Origin of the sequence: Leclercia sp. J807 (assembly GCF_009734465.1) — a bacterium.
GTDB lineage: Bacteria > Pseudomonadota > Gammaproteobacteria > Enterobacterales > Enterobacteriaceae > Enterobacter.
The window spans coordinates 2,640,979-2,655,908 of the sequence record NZ_CP046446.1 but is presented as its reverse complement, the minus strand read 5'-3'; the positions used below and the strand labels follow the sequence as shown (position 1 = coordinate 2,655,908).

Annotated in this window: 16 protein-coding genes; 10 read left to right on the top strand and 6 right to left on the bottom strand. The window is 55.2% G+C overall.

Translation table 11 applies throughout. From position 1 onward, the window contains the following. Positions 1-60: 60 nt before the first annotated feature. The 6 genes from sapF to pspF all read right to left on the bottom strand — a co-directional run bounded on the left by sapF (position 61) and on the right by pspF (position 6,406). Complete coding sequence (gene sapF / locus GNG26_RS12710; RefSeq protein WP_103179872.1) at positions 61-867, bottom strand: putrescine export ABC transporter ATP-binding protein SapF; 807 nt, start codon at positions 865-867, stop codon at positions 61-63. Position 868: 1 nt separating this feature from the next. Further along, positions 869-1,861 (bottom strand): putrescine export ABC transporter ATP-binding protein SapD, encoded by a 993-nt coding sequence (gene sapD / locus GNG26_RS12705; protein WP_103822233.1) that lies wholly within the window; start codon positions 1,859-1,861, stop codon positions 869-871. After that, positions 1,861-2,751, bottom strand: coding sequence for a putrescine export ABC transporter permease SapC (sapC, locus tag GNG26_RS12700; protein WP_103822232.1), 891 nt, complete (start codon positions 2,749-2,751; stop codon positions 1,861-1,863). The genes sapD and sapC overlap by 1 nt, the downstream gene beginning before the upstream one ends. After that, a complete protein-coding gene (gene sapB / locus GNG26_RS12695) occupies positions 2,738-3,703 on the bottom strand; it encodes a putrescine export ABC transporter permease SapB (RefSeq protein ID WP_103822231.1) in 966 nt (321 codons plus the stop codon). The genes sapC and sapB overlap by 14 nt, the downstream gene beginning before the upstream one ends. Next, the gene (gene sapA, locus GNG26_RS12690) at positions 3,700-5,340 is read right to left on the bottom strand and encodes an ABC transporter substrate-binding protein SapA (RefSeq protein ID WP_103822230.1); all 1,641 of its coding nucleotides are present in this window, start codon (positions 5,338-5,340) and stop codon (positions 3,700-3,702) included. The genes sapB and sapA overlap by 4 nt, the downstream gene beginning before the upstream one ends. 88 nt (positions 5,341-5,428) lie before the next feature. Beyond that, positions 5,429-6,406, bottom strand: a complete 978-nt coding sequence (pspF, locus tag GNG26_RS12685) for a phage shock protein operon transcriptional activator (RefSeq protein ID WP_156239026.1) — start codon at positions 6,404-6,406, stop codon at positions 5,429-5,431. 167 nt (positions 6,407-6,573) lie between these two features. On the opposite strand from pspF, the gene pspA reads away from it, so the two are divergent. From pspA to GNG26_RS12635, 10 genes are all read left to right on the top strand, one after another. Next, a complete protein-coding gene (gene pspA, locus GNG26_RS12680; protein WP_103822228.1) occupies positions 6,574-7,242 on the top strand; it encodes a phage shock protein PspA in 669 nt (222 codons plus the stop codon). Positions 7,243-7,293: 51 nt separating this feature from the next. Beyond that, positions 7,294-7,518, top strand: coding sequence for an envelope stress response membrane protein PspB (gene pspB / locus GNG26_RS12675; RefSeq protein WP_103179865.1), 225 nt, complete (start codon positions 7,294-7,296; stop codon positions 7,516-7,518). Then, positions 7,518-7,874 carry an envelope stress response membrane protein PspC gene (pspC, locus tag GNG26_RS12670; RefSeq protein WP_156239025.1) on the top strand — a complete coding sequence of 119 codons (357 nt, stop codon included), beginning with the start codon at positions 7,518-7,520 and terminating at the stop codon, positions 7,872-7,874. Before pspB ends, pspC begins: the two co-directional genes overlap by 1 nt. Before the next feature lie 14 nt (positions 7,875-7,888). Continuing rightward, entirely contained in the window at positions 7,889-8,110 is a 222-nt protein-coding gene (pspD, locus tag GNG26_RS12665) for a phage shock protein PspD (RefSeq protein ID WP_103822226.1), read from the top strand. Positions 8,111-8,295: 185 nt separating this feature from the next. Further along, positions 8,296-9,993, top strand: coding sequence for a sugar phosphorylase (locus tag GNG26_RS12660; RefSeq protein ID WP_156239024.1), 1,698 nt, complete (start codon positions 8,296-8,298; stop codon positions 9,991-9,993). 14 nt (positions 9,994-10,007) lie between these two features. Then, complete coding sequence (locus tag GNG26_RS12655; protein WP_103822224.1) at positions 10,008-11,300, top strand: ABC transporter substrate-binding protein; 1,293 nt, start codon at positions 10,008-10,010, stop codon at positions 11,298-11,300. Between the two features lie 22 nt (positions 11,301-11,322). Continuing rightward, positions 11,323-12,204 (top strand): carbohydrate ABC transporter permease, encoded by an 882-nt coding sequence (locus GNG26_RS12650; protein WP_156239023.1) that lies wholly within the window; start codon positions 11,323-11,325, stop codon positions 12,202-12,204. After that, positions 12,191-13,033 carry a carbohydrate ABC transporter permease gene (locus tag GNG26_RS12645; RefSeq protein ID WP_156239022.1) on the top strand — a complete coding sequence of 281 codons (843 nt, stop codon included), beginning with the start codon at positions 12,191-12,193 and terminating at the stop codon, positions 13,031-13,033. The genes GNG26_RS12650 and GNG26_RS12645 overlap by 14 nt, the downstream gene beginning before the upstream one ends. Before the next feature lie 27 nt (positions 13,034-13,060). Continuing rightward, positions 13,061-14,113: a zinc-binding alcohol dehydrogenase gene (locus tag GNG26_RS12640; RefSeq protein WP_103822221.1), complete on the top strand. Its 1,053-nt coding sequence runs from the start codon at positions 13,061-13,063 to the stop codon at positions 14,111-14,113. A 17-nt stretch (positions 14,114-14,130) separates the two neighbouring features. Next, on the top strand, positions 14,131-14,919 hold the full coding sequence (locus GNG26_RS12635; protein WP_156239021.1) for a sugar phosphate isomerase/epimerase: 789 nt from the start codon (positions 14,131-14,133) through the stop codon (positions 14,917-14,919). Positions 14,920-14,930 lie beyond the last annotated feature (11 nt).

Genomic DNA, 14,930 nt, shown 5'->3' with positions numbered 1-14,930 from the left:
CGCGGCGATAATAGCATGTGTCGCGTACAGTGTTAATCCGACCACTCCATACAGGGCAGGTCAGCGATCTTTTCGCCAGGCATCTGCGGTTAAGGCTTCGCCAAAATGCCCGGCAATTAAACGTTTAGTCAGATCGTGGAGCGGGGCGGCCAGCACCGAGGCGGTACTGCCGCGCTCCACCACTGAGCCTTCGTGCATCACCAGCACCTGATCGCTGATGTGCTTCATCATCCCCAGATGCTGGGTCACGTAGATATACGAGATACCCTGTTTCTCCTGCAACTCCAGCATCAGGTTGATAAGTTGTGAACGCATCGACATATCCAGCGAGGCCAGCGCTTCGTCAGCGATGATCACTTTCGGGCGCAGGATCAGCGCGCGGGCAAGACCCAGACGCTGCTTCTGCCCCGGCGCCAGCATGTGCGGATAATAGCTGACGTGATCCGGCAGCAGTCCGACCATGCGCAGAGTATCGATGATCTGCTTACGTCGCGCTTCAGGTTCCAGATCGGTATTGAGCCGCAGCGGGAAATCGAGGATCTGTGAGATACGCTGGCGCGGGTTCAGCGAGGTGGAGGGATCCTGAAAAATCATCCTGATCCGCTGGCTGCGGAACGAGTAATCGCCAAATTTCAGCAGATGGTCGTCAATCAGGACTTCACCGTCCGAGGGTTCAATCATCCCGGCCAGCATCTTCGCCAGCGTCGATTTCCCTGAACCGTTCTCACCGATGATCGCCAGGGTCTGCTTTTCACGCAGGGTAAAGCTCAGCGGTTTTACCGCTTCAACAGTTTGACGGCGAAATAAGCCGGTGCGGTAGCGAAAGGTCTTACTCAGGTTGCGCACTTCCAGCAGGGTTTCGACCATGTCACTCTTTCTCCATGTTCAGCGGGAAATGGCAGGCAAACAGATGGTTCTTCGGCCCGGCCAGGCGCGGCGTTTCAATGCACTTACGCTGGGCATAAGGACAGCGTGGCCCCAGGCGACAGCCAATCGGCAGGTGCTCCAGCAGCGGGATAGCCCCCGGCAGGGTATTCAGGCGACTTTTATGCGGCATAGGGCTGCCAAAATCCGGTATCGCACGGATCAGCGCCTGGGTGTACGGATGATGCGGCGTGGTGATCAGATCCTCGCTGCCAGCGGTTTCCACGGTCTGGCCGCAGTACATCACATCAATCTTATCCGCCCATTTACTCAGCATCTGCAGGTCATGGCTGATCAGCAAAATAGTGGTGTTGTTGTTCTGATTAAGCCGGGTCAGCAGGCGGAAGATTTGCGCCTGGGTGGTCGGCTCCATCGCGTTGGTCGGTTCATCCGCAATCAACAGGCGCGGCTGGTTAGCCAGCGCGATGGCAATCATCACTTTCTGACACTCACCGTCCGTCAACTCATACGGGAAGCTGCGCATGGCGTCTTTATGATCTTTGATCCCCACCCGGTGCAACAACTCAATAGCCCGGCGTTTACGCCAGCCAAAACGCTGCCACCAGCGGCCTTTATAGGTCCAGGCGGGAATGTTTTGCATCAGCTGTTTGCCTACCCGCTCCGAGGGATCGAGACAGGATTGCGGCTCCTGAAAGATCATCGACACGTTGTGGCCCACCAGCTTGCGTCGTTCGCGGACGGAGAGGCGCAGCAGGTCGATATCATCAAAGCGCATACGGTCAGCGGTGACGCGCCAGTTATCCTTCGCCACGCCGCAAATCGCTTTGGCAATCAGGCTTTTGCCTGAGCCCGATTCCCCCACCAGCCCGCGAATTTCGCCTTCGCTCAGGGTAATACTGACGCGATCGACCGCTTTGACCCAGCCTTCGCCGGTTTTAAGTTCAATCGTCAGATTGCGAATATCCAGTAACGGCATTATTCCACCCCCGCCACAATGGCGCGACGGATCCCGTCGCCAAGCAGGTTCACCAGTAATACGCTAACCATAATTGCAGCACCCGGCAGCATTACCGTCCAGGGGGCCACATAGATCAGTTCAAGCGCGTCGCCCAGCATCGCGCCCCATTCCGGGGAGGGCAGTTGAGCGCCCAGATCGAGAAAACCGAGCGCGGCGATATCCAGGATCGCCATCGACAGGGCACGGGTAATTTCCGTAACCATGCCCGAGGCGATATTGGGCAGCACCGCAAACCACAGAATATTCATGGTGGTGGCGCCATCGAGACGGGCGGCCACCACATACTCTTTTTCCAGCTCATCATGCACCAGGCTGTAGACCGAACGTACCATACGCGGCAGTAGCGCCAGCCAGACAGCAAACATGGCATGCGTCAGGTGCGGACCGGCGAAGGCCACCACAATAATCGCCAGCAGCAGCGACGGGATCGACAGCAGCGTATCGAGAATATGGTTCATCACCGCCGAGCGCAGGCCGTGAGTAGCCCCGGCGACAATACCCAGTACCAGACCGCACAGCGTGGCGGCCAGGGTGACCACAAAGGCACCGCCCACCGTCGGCGCGGCGCCGCTCAACAGACGGCTTAACACATCGCGCCCGAGGTCGTCGGTGCCCAGGAAGAAGGAGACTTCACCGTAGCGGGACCAGGATGGCGGTAACAGCTGATAGCCGAGAAACTGCTGATCGATGCCATACGGCGCAAACCAGGAGCCCAGGATACACAGCAGCACCAGGCCGCCGCAGCCGTACAGGCCGATCATCGCCATGGCGTCGCCGTAGAAATTTCGCCACACGGTGCGTAACGCACCGGGCGTGCGCTTTTCACTGTATACGCTATCGTAAGGCATACCATTCCTTATGTTTCAGTGGGTTAGCCATAGCGCCCAAAATATCAGATAACACGTTCACAATAATCACCAGCGCGCCAATCACCATCACGCCTGCAGAGATAGCGGCGTAATCCTGCTGGCGAATGGCGTTAATCAGCCAGCGCCCGAGGCCTGGCCAGCTAAAGACCATTTCGGTGATCATGGCCAGCGTCAGCATGGTTGAGAACTGCAGTCCGAGACGCGGGATCACCGGCGGTAGCGCATTATGCAGCACATGGCGACGTAAAATCGTCAGCCGTGACAACCCGCGTGTGGCGGCCGCTTTAACATAGTTCTGGTCAAACACCTCGCTGGTGCTGATGCGCATCAGGCGAATCACCTCCGTGGTCGGTGCCACGGCCAGGGCCAGCACCGGCAACACCATGTGGCGCACGGCGCTGATGATCATCTCATGCCGCCAGACCGAATCTGAGAGCCAGGCGTCAATAATGGCGAATCCGGTGACGGTTTTTACCGCATAGAGCAGGTCAAAACGTCCGGAGACCGGCAGCCAGCCGAGCGTCAGCGAGAAAAAGAGCGTCAACAACAGCGCCAGCCAGAAGACGGGAACCGAAAACCCGAGCAGGGCGATGGCGCTGATCAGCTTGTCCTGCCATTTACTGCGGGTGATCCCGGCGAGCATCCCGACCGGGATCCCCACCATCAGCGCAAAACCGAACGCCAGGATGCAGAGCTCCATGGTGGCGGGGAAGACCTCTTTCAGTTGCTCGGCGATGGGCTGGCCGTTAATGCTGGAGACGCCAAAGTCCCAGTGCAGCACGCCTTCAAACCAGAACCACCACGCATTCCACAGCGACGCACCCTGTAGCGGCGCGTGCGGGGTAAAATAGCTCAGGCTAAAACCCACTAAGGTCAGAAAGAAGAGGGTGATCAGCAGCAACAGCAACCGACGTAAGGTAAAAATAATCACGGTTTTTTCACCTCTTCTTGTTTCTCGCGGGAGACGCCCGCAAACGACGCATTTCCAAACGGGCTGAGCACCAGGCCTTTGATATCGTAACGGTACGCCTGCAGACGCAGGGAGGAGGCCAGGGGCAGCACCGGCAGCTCTTTGGCCAGAATAATCTGCGCTTCATCATAGGCATCGATACGTGCCGCCAGCTGCTGGGTCGACAGCGCCTTGCGCAGAATGCTGTCAAACTCGCGGTTGCACCAGTGGGCATAGTTGGTTTGCGAATCAATGGCCGCACAGCTCAGGAGCGGACGGAAGAAGCTGTCCGGGTCGTTACTGTCTGTCGCCCAGCCTGACAGGGTGAGATCGTGGTTCATGTCCATCAGGCGCGCCTCCTGAAAACGACCTTCTACCGGAACAATCACCACCTTGACCCCCACCTGGGCCAGGTCAGCCTGGAGCAGCTCTGCGGTTTTTAACGGGCTAGGGTTCCAGGCCTGGGAGCTGGTGGGCACCCACAATTGCAGGGTGAGGTTTTCTGCCCCCAGCGCTTTGAGCTGTTCGCGTGATTTTTCCGGGTTGTATTCGGTAATTTTAGCCTCGCTATCGTAGGCCCACGAGGCGCGGGGCAAGATTGAGGCGGCAGTTTCCGCAGTACCGTAATAAATGGACTGCATCAGACGCTGGTTATTGATCGCCAGCGCCAGGGCATGGCGTACCGCCGGGTTGTCCAGCGGCGGCTTGTTGGTGTTAAAGGCCAGATAAGCGATATTCATGCCCGGGCGCAGGGTCAGGCGCAGACGCGGGTCGTCGCGCAGGATGGTCAGCTGGCTGGCGGCAGGCCAGGCCAGGACATCACATTCCCCGGTGAGCAGTTTCGACAGCCGCCCGGTACCGCCGGAACCTAAATCGACCACTACCTGCGGCATCAGCGGCGTGCCGCGCCAGAATTTCTCATGGCGCTGCAGGCGCACGTACTGCCCGGCCCGGTACTCTTCAACCTGGAACGGCCCGGTTCCTACGGGCTGGCGATCCATCAACTCCATTTTGTCCTTCAGGGTGAGCTGAGTGGCATATTCCGCGGACATCACCGAGGCATAGTGCGTCGCCAGATGCCACAGGAAGGAGGCATCCGGCCGCGCCAGGGTGAACTCTACCGTACGGCTATCCAGCTTGCGCACATTCTTCACCGTATCGGCAAATTGCAGACTGTCGAAGTAGGGGAAATTACCGCCGTTGATGTAGTGCCACGGATGGTTGCGGTTAAAAATGCGCTGGAAGGTAAAGACCACGTCATCCGCATTGAGTTTACGGGTAGGCTTAAACCACGGCGTGCTCTGGAAGTTCACATCGTCGCGCAGGCGAAAACGGTAGGTGGCCCCGTTGTCCAGCACTTGCCAGCTCTCGGCCAGTTCCGGCACCAGGCGATAGGTATAGGGATCCACATCCAGCAGGCGGTCATAGAGCTGGGCGGCGAGGGTATCGACGATCAGGCCGCTGCTCGCCTTTTGCGGGTTGAAGGTGTTGACCTGCCCACTTACGCAGTAGACAAAGCCGCTGTCGCGAATATCCGCGCGCTCTGCCAGCTCAGGCGCGGCAAACGCCTGGCTGCTTAACAGACCGAGCGCAATCAGGGACGAGAAAACCAGACGCATAATTTTTAAGGTTTTTAGTGACGATCTGCAAAGTGTATCGCACTTACACCTGCTTCGTAAAAATGTCTGCGGATAAGTGCTGATTATGTCAGCGCATGTGATGCTTTTTAAGCAACGCCCTCAATTGATGGTAGGTCAGTCCCAGCAGTTCAGCCGCGCGTTTCTGATTAAATTGTGCCTCGCGCAGGCTCTGCTCCAGCAACTGCTTCTCCTGCTCCAGCTGGAACAGGCGCAAATCGAGGGGCAGGGTGGGCGTACCCGTGGTCAGCGGTTTGCTGACAGGGGGCTGTGTGGGGCGCTGAAAGGGATCGATCACAATCTCATCCAGCTCAGTCTCGCTGCTACCGTGGCGGTAAACGGAGCGCTCCACCACGTTTTTCAGTTCACGGATATTGCCCGGCCAGCGGTAATCCAGCAGCGTTTCGCGGGCGTGCTGACTGAAACCGGGAAACAGCGGCAGCCCAAGTTCGCGACACATCTGAATGGCAAACTGCTCCGCCAGCAGCATGATATCGCTGCGTCGCTCGCGCAGCGGCGGCAGGTTAACGACATCAAACGCCAGCCGATCCAGCAGGTCGGCGCGAAACTTCTCCTGCTCGACCATCTCCGGCAAATTGGCGTTAGTGGCGCACACCAGGCGCACGTTGACCTGTAAAGGCTGGCTGCCCCCCACGCGCTCCAGCTCGCCATACTCAATGACGCGCAGCAGTTTTTCCTGCACCAGCATCGGCGCGGTCGCCAGCTCATCAAGAAACAACGTGCCGCCATCGGCGCGCTCGAAACGACCGGGATGGCGACGCTGCGCCCCGGTAAAGGCGCCCGCCTCATGACCAAACAGTTCCGTATCCAATAGATTTTCGTTCAGCGCGGCGCAGTTCAGGGAGATAAACGGTCCATCCCAGCGACCGGACAGGTAATGTAGCCGGTTGGCAATCAGCTCCTTGCCGGTGCCTCGCTCGCCGATAATCAGCACTGGTTTATTCAGCGGTGCCAGCCTGGATACCTGCTCCAGCACCTCGAGAAAGCTGTTGGCTTCCCCAAGTAATGTATCTTTAAATTCAGCCATGATGTAATTGACCACTTATTGGTGTAATTCACTAAGTGAGAGTAGGGCGTAGCGGGCGGAAAAGCAATCACCACATGTGAAATCAAAGAGATATAAAATTGGCACGGGAATTGTATTAGCTATGCAGCAGGGCTCAGCCCGATAACAGAAAATATGAGGATTCAATTATGGGTATTTTTTCTCGTTTTGCCGACATCGTGAACGCCAACATCAACTCACTGCTGGAGAAAGCAGAGGATCCACAGAAGCTGGTTCGTCTGATGATTCAGGAGATGGAAGATACGCTGGTGGAAGTGCGCTCTAACTCCGCCCGTGCGCTGGCTGAGAAAAAGCAGCTTTCCCGCCGTATTGAACAGGCGACCGCCCAGCAGGCCGAATGGCAGGAAAAAGCGGAGCTGGCGCTGCGCAAAGATAAAGAGGACCTCGCCCGTTCTGCGCTGATTGAAAAGCAGAAGCTGACCGATATTGTCGCTACCCTGGAGCAGGAAGTCACCCTGGTGGATGAAACCCTTGCCCGCATGAAAAAAGAGATTGCGGAGCTGGAGAACAAGCTGAGCGAAACCCGCGCCCGCCAGCAGGCTCTGACACTGCGTCACCAGGCAGCAAGCTCGTCCCGTGACGTGCGCCGTCAGCTCGACAGCGGCAAGATTGACGAAGCCATGGCCCGTTTCGAGTCGTTTGAGCGTCGTATCGATCAGATGGAAGCGGAAGCGGAAAGCCACAGCTTTGGCAAACAGAAAACGCTGGATCAGCAGTTTGCCGATCTGAAAGCGGATGATGAAATCAGCGAGCAACTGGCCGCGCTGAAGGCCAAAATGAAACAAGACAATCAATAATAACGACTGCGGCGCCCGTCGGCGCCGCCACTCATAAGACAAGGAGTAGACATGAGCGCGCTTTTTCTTGCCATTCCGCTGACCATTTTCGTGCTGTTTGTTCTGCCGATCTGGTTGTGGCTGCACTACAGTAACCGTTCTTCAAGGGGAGAGCTGTCGCAAAGCGAACAACAGCGCCTGGCGCAATTAACTCAGGACGCAAATAAAATGCGCGAACGTATTCAGGCGCTGGAGGCGATCCTGGATGCGGAACATCCGAACTGGAGGGATCGCTAATGGCACTGAATCTGAATAAAAAATTGTGGCGTATCCCTCAGCAGGGGATGTTGCGCGGCGTCTGCGCCGGACTGGCGCACTACCTCGACGTGCCGGTGAAACTGGTGCGTGTGGTAACGGTACTTTCCATTTTCTTTGGTCTGGCGTTTATTACCCTTGTGGCCTATATCATTTTGTCCTTCGTGCTGGACCCGATGCCGGACAGCGCGTTGGGCGATGAGAATGCACCCACCAGCGGTGAATTACTGGATGCGGTGGATGCTGAGCTGTCGGCAGGCGAAAAACGTCTGCGCGAAATGGAGCGGTATGTCACCTCGGATACCTTCACGCTGCGAAGCCGTTTTCGTCAGCTTTAACAGAGAGAATTGATATGAATCAACGCTGGCAACAGGCCGGACATCGCGTCAAGCCGGGCCTGAAAATCGCAGGGAAGCTGGTATTACTGACTGCACTGCGTTACGGCCCGGCAGGCGTGGCGGGCTGGGCGATTAAATCGGTCGCCCGCAAGCCGGTACGAATGTTGCTGGCCGTCGCGCTAGAGCCAATGCTGAAAAAGCTGGCAACGCGTCTTTCCCGCCGTTACTTCTCCTGATCCCCGTCAATAAGTCCTTTCCTTTATCAGGAGAGGACTTGTTACGCTTTAGCCCTTTTTTCCTTCTTTATTTGCGGCACTTCACATTAATGCGTTGAGCTGCTTCGTATATCCCTTTTTCCACCTCTGCGTCCGTTGACAGACATTTTCATGAGAGTAGATTGCCACTCCGTGGGACCGCTACCATGGAAAATAAAGTGAACGCAAAAATTAAGAATTTAATCAATTTGGTTTACGGGAAATCGTTTTCTGACGCGCATTTGGAAGTGCTGATCGAGAAAATCGATAACGCGGCTAAGGTAATTACAGATAAACGTAAGGCAGACTGGGATGAAAAAGATGTCGTCCTGATTACCTATGCCGATCAGTTTTCTGCAGCAGGGGAGAAAGCACTACCTGTTTTCACACGCTTTTATAATAAGTGGCTATCTCGTGCTTTTTCTCATGTCCATCTTTTACCTTTTTATCCGTGGTCTTCTGATGATGGTTTTTCCGTTATGGATTATCACGAGGTCGCATCTGAAACAGGTACGTGGAAAGACATTGCTGAATTAAAACAGTCAGCCAGCTTGATGTTTGATTTTGTTTGTAACCATATGTCAGCAAAGAGCCAGTGGTTTGCAAATTATATTCATCAAAAGCCTGTCTATGAAGACTTCTTTATTTCCGTCGATCCAGCAACCGATTTATCCGCCGTGACGCGCCCAAGGGCATTGCCGCTGCTGACCCCTTTCACACTGAGTGATGGAAGCATCCGTCACCTGTGGACCACCTTCAGCGAGGACCAGATCGATCTCAATTTCGCTTCTCCTCAGGTGCTGATCGCCATGGTGGAGGTGCTGCTTCACTATCTTGTTGAAGGAGCCCGCTATATCCGTCTGGATGCCGTTGGGTTTATGTGGAAGATTCCGGGAACAAGCTGCATTCATCTTGAGCAAACCCACCGCCTAATCCAGCTCTTCCGCGCCATTACTGACAGGGTGGCTCCGGGCACCGTGCTGATCACGGAAACAAACGTGCCGCATAAAGATAATATTTCTTACTTTGGTGACGGTGAAAATGAAGCCCAGATGGTTTATCAATTCTCGTTACCTCCGTTGGTTCTGCATGCCGTACATTGTCAGGATGTCCGGACGCTATGCCAGTGGGCGACCACGCTGAAGTTGCCTTCGTTGAAAACCACCTGGTTCAATTTTTTGGCATCCCATGACGGTATTGGCCTCAACCCGTTGCGTGGAATTTTACCCGAAGCGGAGATCCTCTCCCTGGTAGAGAAGCTGCAGAGCGAAGGTGCCCTGGTAAACTGGAAAAATAATCCGGATGGCACGCGAAGCCCGTATGAAATAAACGTGACCTATCTTGATGCATTAAGCCAGAAGGAGAGTGACGATAAGCAAAGGGCTGCCCGGTTTATTCTGGCGCATGCCGTTCTGCTCAGTTTTCCTGGCGTTCCGGCGATCTATATTCAGAGTATTCTTGGTTCGCGTAATGATTATGCTGGGGTAGCGCGCCTGGGCTATAACCGTGCGATTAACAGAAGGAAGTATATTGCCGGGGAAATAGACCATGAACTCGAAGATAATAACAATCTTCGGCATCAGATATACCATGGTTTAAATGCATTAATCGCGCTGCGGCGAGCGGAAAAAGCCTTCCATCCCGACAGTCAGGCCATTTTTTCGACCGTCGGCGACCAGGTATTTAAGATCATTCGTACTGCGGCAAACGGCGAGCGGATCACAGCATTATTTAACTTCAGCAATCAATCTCACAATATCTCCTCAGCTATTAAAAACGGTAAGGAATTGATCACCGGAAACGAAATTAACGGTACTACTCTGACCCTTAATCCATGGCGGGTCATGTGGATTAAAGAAAACTAAAAAAGGACCTTAAAATGAAAATGCCCAGAATTGTGCTGATATCAGCACTGGCTTCGTGCGCCCTGTTGTCAGGTTGCAAGGACGACAAGACAACGGCTGTCACCATTGAATTTATGCACTCATCAGTGGAACAGGAGCGTCAGGCGGTTATCACGACACTGATTGAAAAATTTGAGAAAGAAAATCCCACCATCAGGGTGAAGCAGGTTCCGGTTGAGGAAGATGCCTATAACACCAAGGTGATCACCCTGGCCCGAACCGGCGCACTGCCGGAAGTGATTGAAGTCAGCCACGATTACGCAAAAGTCATGGACAAAGAGCAACTGCTGGATCGGGCGGCTATCAGCGAAGTCATAAAAACCGTGGGTGAAAACACCTTCTATGACGGCATTCTGCGTGTGGTACGCACCGAAGATGGCGCAGCGTGGACAGGGGTGCCGATCAGCGCCTGGCTATCCGGTGTCTGGTATCACAAGGATGTTCTGGCGGCGGCAGGTTTTGAAGAGCCGCATAACTGGGCGCAACTGCTGAAAGCCAGCCAGAAGCTCAACGATCCGGCCAAAAAACATTACGGCATTGCTCTGCCAACCGCTGAAAGCGTGATGACTGAGCAAGCGTTCTCGCAGTTTGCCCTTTCGGGCGGCGCAAATGTCTTTAATGCCAAAGGCGATGTCGACATAAATACGCCGGAAATGGCAAACGCGCTGGCGTTTTATAAAGCGCTGGCGGCGACCACCATGCCCGGTTCGAACGACGTTATGGAGATCAAAGACGCCTTTATGAACGGCTCTGCACCGATGGCCGTTTACTCAACCTACATCCTGCCAGCCGTATATAAAGACGGCAATCCCGCCAATCTGGGATTTGTCGTTCCCACTGAAAAATCCTCCGCGGTCTACGGCATGGTGACGTCGCTGACGATCACCACCGGCCAGGCCGAAGAAGAAACCAAAGCGGCTGAGAAATTCGTCGCCTGGATGGAACAGGCTCAAAACGCAGCGGACTGGGTAATGATGTCCCCTGGCGCCGCGCTGCCGGTCAATAAGCTGGTGGTTGGCACCGACACCTGGAAAAACAACGAGGTGATTAAAGCCTTTGGACAGTTGCCTTATGAACTGATCTCACAGTTCCCGAATGTTCAGGTGTTTGGCGCCGTGGGTGACAAAAACTTCACCCGCATGGGCGACGTAACGGGTTCAGGCATCATCAGTTCTATGGTGCATAACGTGACGGTAGGTCAACAGGACCTCGGCGCAACGTTAAGCAACAGCCAGAAGCGACTGACCGATCTGATTTCACAACGATAGGAGCGCGCTGCGGAAGGGAATTATGAAGACGTTGTTTTCTGGTCGTTCAGATATGCCTTTCGCCATGCTGCTGTTGGCCCCCAGCCTGATATTGCTGGGGGGCCTGGTAGCCTGGCCGATGATTTCCAATATTGAAATCAGTTTTTTACGATTGCCATTAAATCCGCGGTTGAGCGCCATCTTTGTCGGGCTGGATAACTACATCCGGATCCTGAGTGACGCCGCCTTCTGGCACGCCTTATGGATGACCTTCTGGTATACGGCGCTGGTGGTTATTGGCAGTACGGGGTTGGGACTGGCTGTGGCCATCTTCTTCAACCGGGAGTTTCGCCTGCGGAAGACGGCGCGTTCATTGGTGATCCTCTCCTACGTTACGCCGTCGATTTCGCTGGTGTTTGCCTGGAAGTATATGTTCAACAACGGCTACGGCATTGTGAATTATCTGGGTGTCGATCTGCTGCACCTGTACGAACAGGCCCCGCTGTGGTTCGACAACCCTGGCAGCAGTTTTGTGCTGGTGGTGCTGTTCGCCATCTGGCGCTACTTCCCGTACGCGTTTATCTCGTTCCTGGCGATTTTGCAGACCATCGATAAATCGTTGTACGAAGCGGCGGAGATGGATGGGGCCAATGCCTGGCAGCGTTTTCGCATCGTCACGCTACCCGCGATTATGCCGGTGCTGGCTACCGTCGTCACACTGCGCACCATCTGGATGTTCTACATGTTCGCGGATGTCTACCTGCTGACCACCAAGGTCGATATTCTGGGCGTCTATCTCTACAAGACCGCCTTTGCTTTCAACGACCTGGGCAAAGCGGCGGCGATCTCCGTTGTGCTGTTTGTGATCATCTTCGCTGTCATTCTGCTGACCAGAAATAGGGTAAACCTCAATGGCAACAAATAAACGCGTACTGGGCCGGATTGGTTTTTATCTGGGGCTGGCGGTATTTCTGGTCATCACGCTGTTCCCGTTCTTCGTGATGCTGATGACCTCATTCAAGAGCGCGAAAGAGGCGATATCGCTGCATCCGACCATCCTGCCGCAGGAGTGGACGATGCAGCATTACATCGACATCTTTAATCCGCTGATCTTCCCGTTTGTGGACTACTTCCGTAACAGCATGGTGGTGTCGCTGACCTCGTCGGTTATCGCCGTCTTCCTCGGCACGCTTGGCGCATACGCCCTCTCCAAACTGCGTTTTAAAGGGCGGGCGACGATCAATGCAAGCTTCTACACCGTCTACATGTTCTCCGGGATCCTGCTGGTGGTACCGCTGTTCAAAATCATCACCGCGCTCGGCATTTATGATACCGAGCTGGCGTTGATTATCACCATGGTGACCCAGACGCTGCCGACGGCGGTCTTCATGCTGCGCAGCTATTTCGACACCATCCCGGACGAGATCGAAGAGGCCGCGATGATGGATGGCCTTAACCGCCTGCAAATTATCTTTCGCATCACCGTGCCGCTAGCCATTTCCGGGCTGGTGTCGGTCTTCGTCTACTGCTTCATGGTGGCGTGGAACGACTATCTGTTCGCCTCCATTTTCCTCTCCAGCGCCAGCAACTTCACCTTGCCGGTAGGGCTGAACACGCTCTTCAGCACGCCGGATTACATCTGGGGTCGCATGATGGCGGCATCGCTGGTGACGGCACTGCCGGTGGTGATCATGTATGCGCTGTCTGAACGTTTTATCAAAAGTGGTTTGACCGCCGGTGGCGTTAAGGGCTGAGGCGGCCAGTTTAACAAGGAGTAAGTCATGAAGAAGTTAGTTGCGACAGCGCCGCGTGTGGCGGCGCTGGTGGAGTATGAAGATCGTGCTGTTGCTGCGCATGAAGTGAAAATTCGCGCCCGTTTTGGCGCGCCGAAGCACGGCACTGAGGTGGTGGATTTTCGTGCGGCAAGCCCTTTTATTGATGAGGATTTCAACGCGGAGTGGCAGATGTTCACCCCACGTGAAGAAGGGGCCGCCCGTGGGATCGAGTTCGGCAAGTTTCAGCTGGGCAATATGATTGTGGGCGACATCATCGAATGCGGCGCTGACGTGACGGAGTACCAGATCGGCGACAGCGTCTGCTGTTACGGGCCGCTGCAGGAGACGGTGATTGTCAATGCCGTCAATAACTACAAGCTGCGCAAAATGCCGCAGGGGGCGTCCTGGAAAAATGCCGTCTGCTACGACCCGGCGCAGTTCGCCATGAGCGGGGTACGGGATGCTAACGTGCGGGTAGGGGATTTCGTGGTGGTGGTTGGTCTGGGCGCCATCGGGCAGATCGCCATTCAACTGGCGAAAAAAGCCGGGGCTTCCATTGTTATCGGTGTCGATCCTATCGAACACCGCTGTGAAATCGCTCGTCGCCATGGTGCAGACCATTGCCTGAACCCAATCGGTACCGATGTCGGTCTGGAAATTAAAAAACTGACCGGCAAGCAGGGCGCGGATGTGATCATTGAAACCAGCGGTTTTGCGGATGCCCTGCAGTCTGCGCTGCGCGGGCTCGCCTACGGCGGAACCATCTCCTATGTGGCTTTCGCCAAGCCGTTTGCAGCGGGCTTCAACCTGGGCCGCGAAGCGCATTTCAACAACGCGAAGATAGTCTTCTCCCGCGCCTGCAGCGAGCCAAACCCGGATTATCCGCGCTGGAGCCGCAAGCGTATCGAAGAGACCTGCTGGGAGCTGCTGATGAATGGATATCTCAACTGCGAGGATCTGATTGACCCGGTCGTGACCTTCACCACCAGCCCGGAAAGCTACATGAAGTATGTCGATCAGCACCCGGAGCTGAGCATCAAAATGGGCGTCACGTTTTAAGCTAAGGAGAGCCATTCATGAAAATCGCAACGCAAAACCAGGCCTTTTTCCCGACCAATATCCTGGAGAAATTCCAGTACATCAAAGCCATGGGTTTTGATGGCTACGAGATCGACGGCAAATTGCTGGTGGACAATCTGGACGAGGTAAAAGCGGCCATCAACGCCACGGGGTTACCGGTGACCACCGCCTGCGGCGGCTACGACGGCTGGATTGGCGACTTTATCGAAGAGCGCCGCCTGAACGGCTTACAGCAGATTGAACGTATTCTTGAAGCGCTCGCAGAGGTGGGCGGGAAGGGGATCATCGTGCCTGCCGCCTGGGGCATGTTTACCTTCCGTCTGCCGCCGATGACCTCTCCTCGCAGCCTGGAAGGCGACCGTAAAGCGGTAAGCGCCTCCCTGCGCTGGCTGGATGAGGTGGCGGCGCGCACCGGTACCACCGTCTACCTGGAGCCGCTGAACCGCTATCAGGATCATATGATTAACACCCTGGCCGATGCACGTCGTTATATCGAAGAGAACGCCCTGAAACATGTGCAGATCATTGGCGATTTTTACCATATGAACATTGAGGAAGATTCGATAACGGATGCGCTGCACCAAAACCGCGATCTGCTTGGGCACGTGCATATTGCCGATAACCATCGTTATCAGCCTGGCAGCGGCAGCCTGGACTTTGCCACTCTGTTCGATCGGCTCCGTGCCGACAATTATCAGGGGTATGTGGTCTACGAATGCCGGGTTCGTGCCGACGATCCTGCTAAGGCTTACCGGGACTCACTCACTTATTTGCGTGAATGCTAAGGATGACGAGC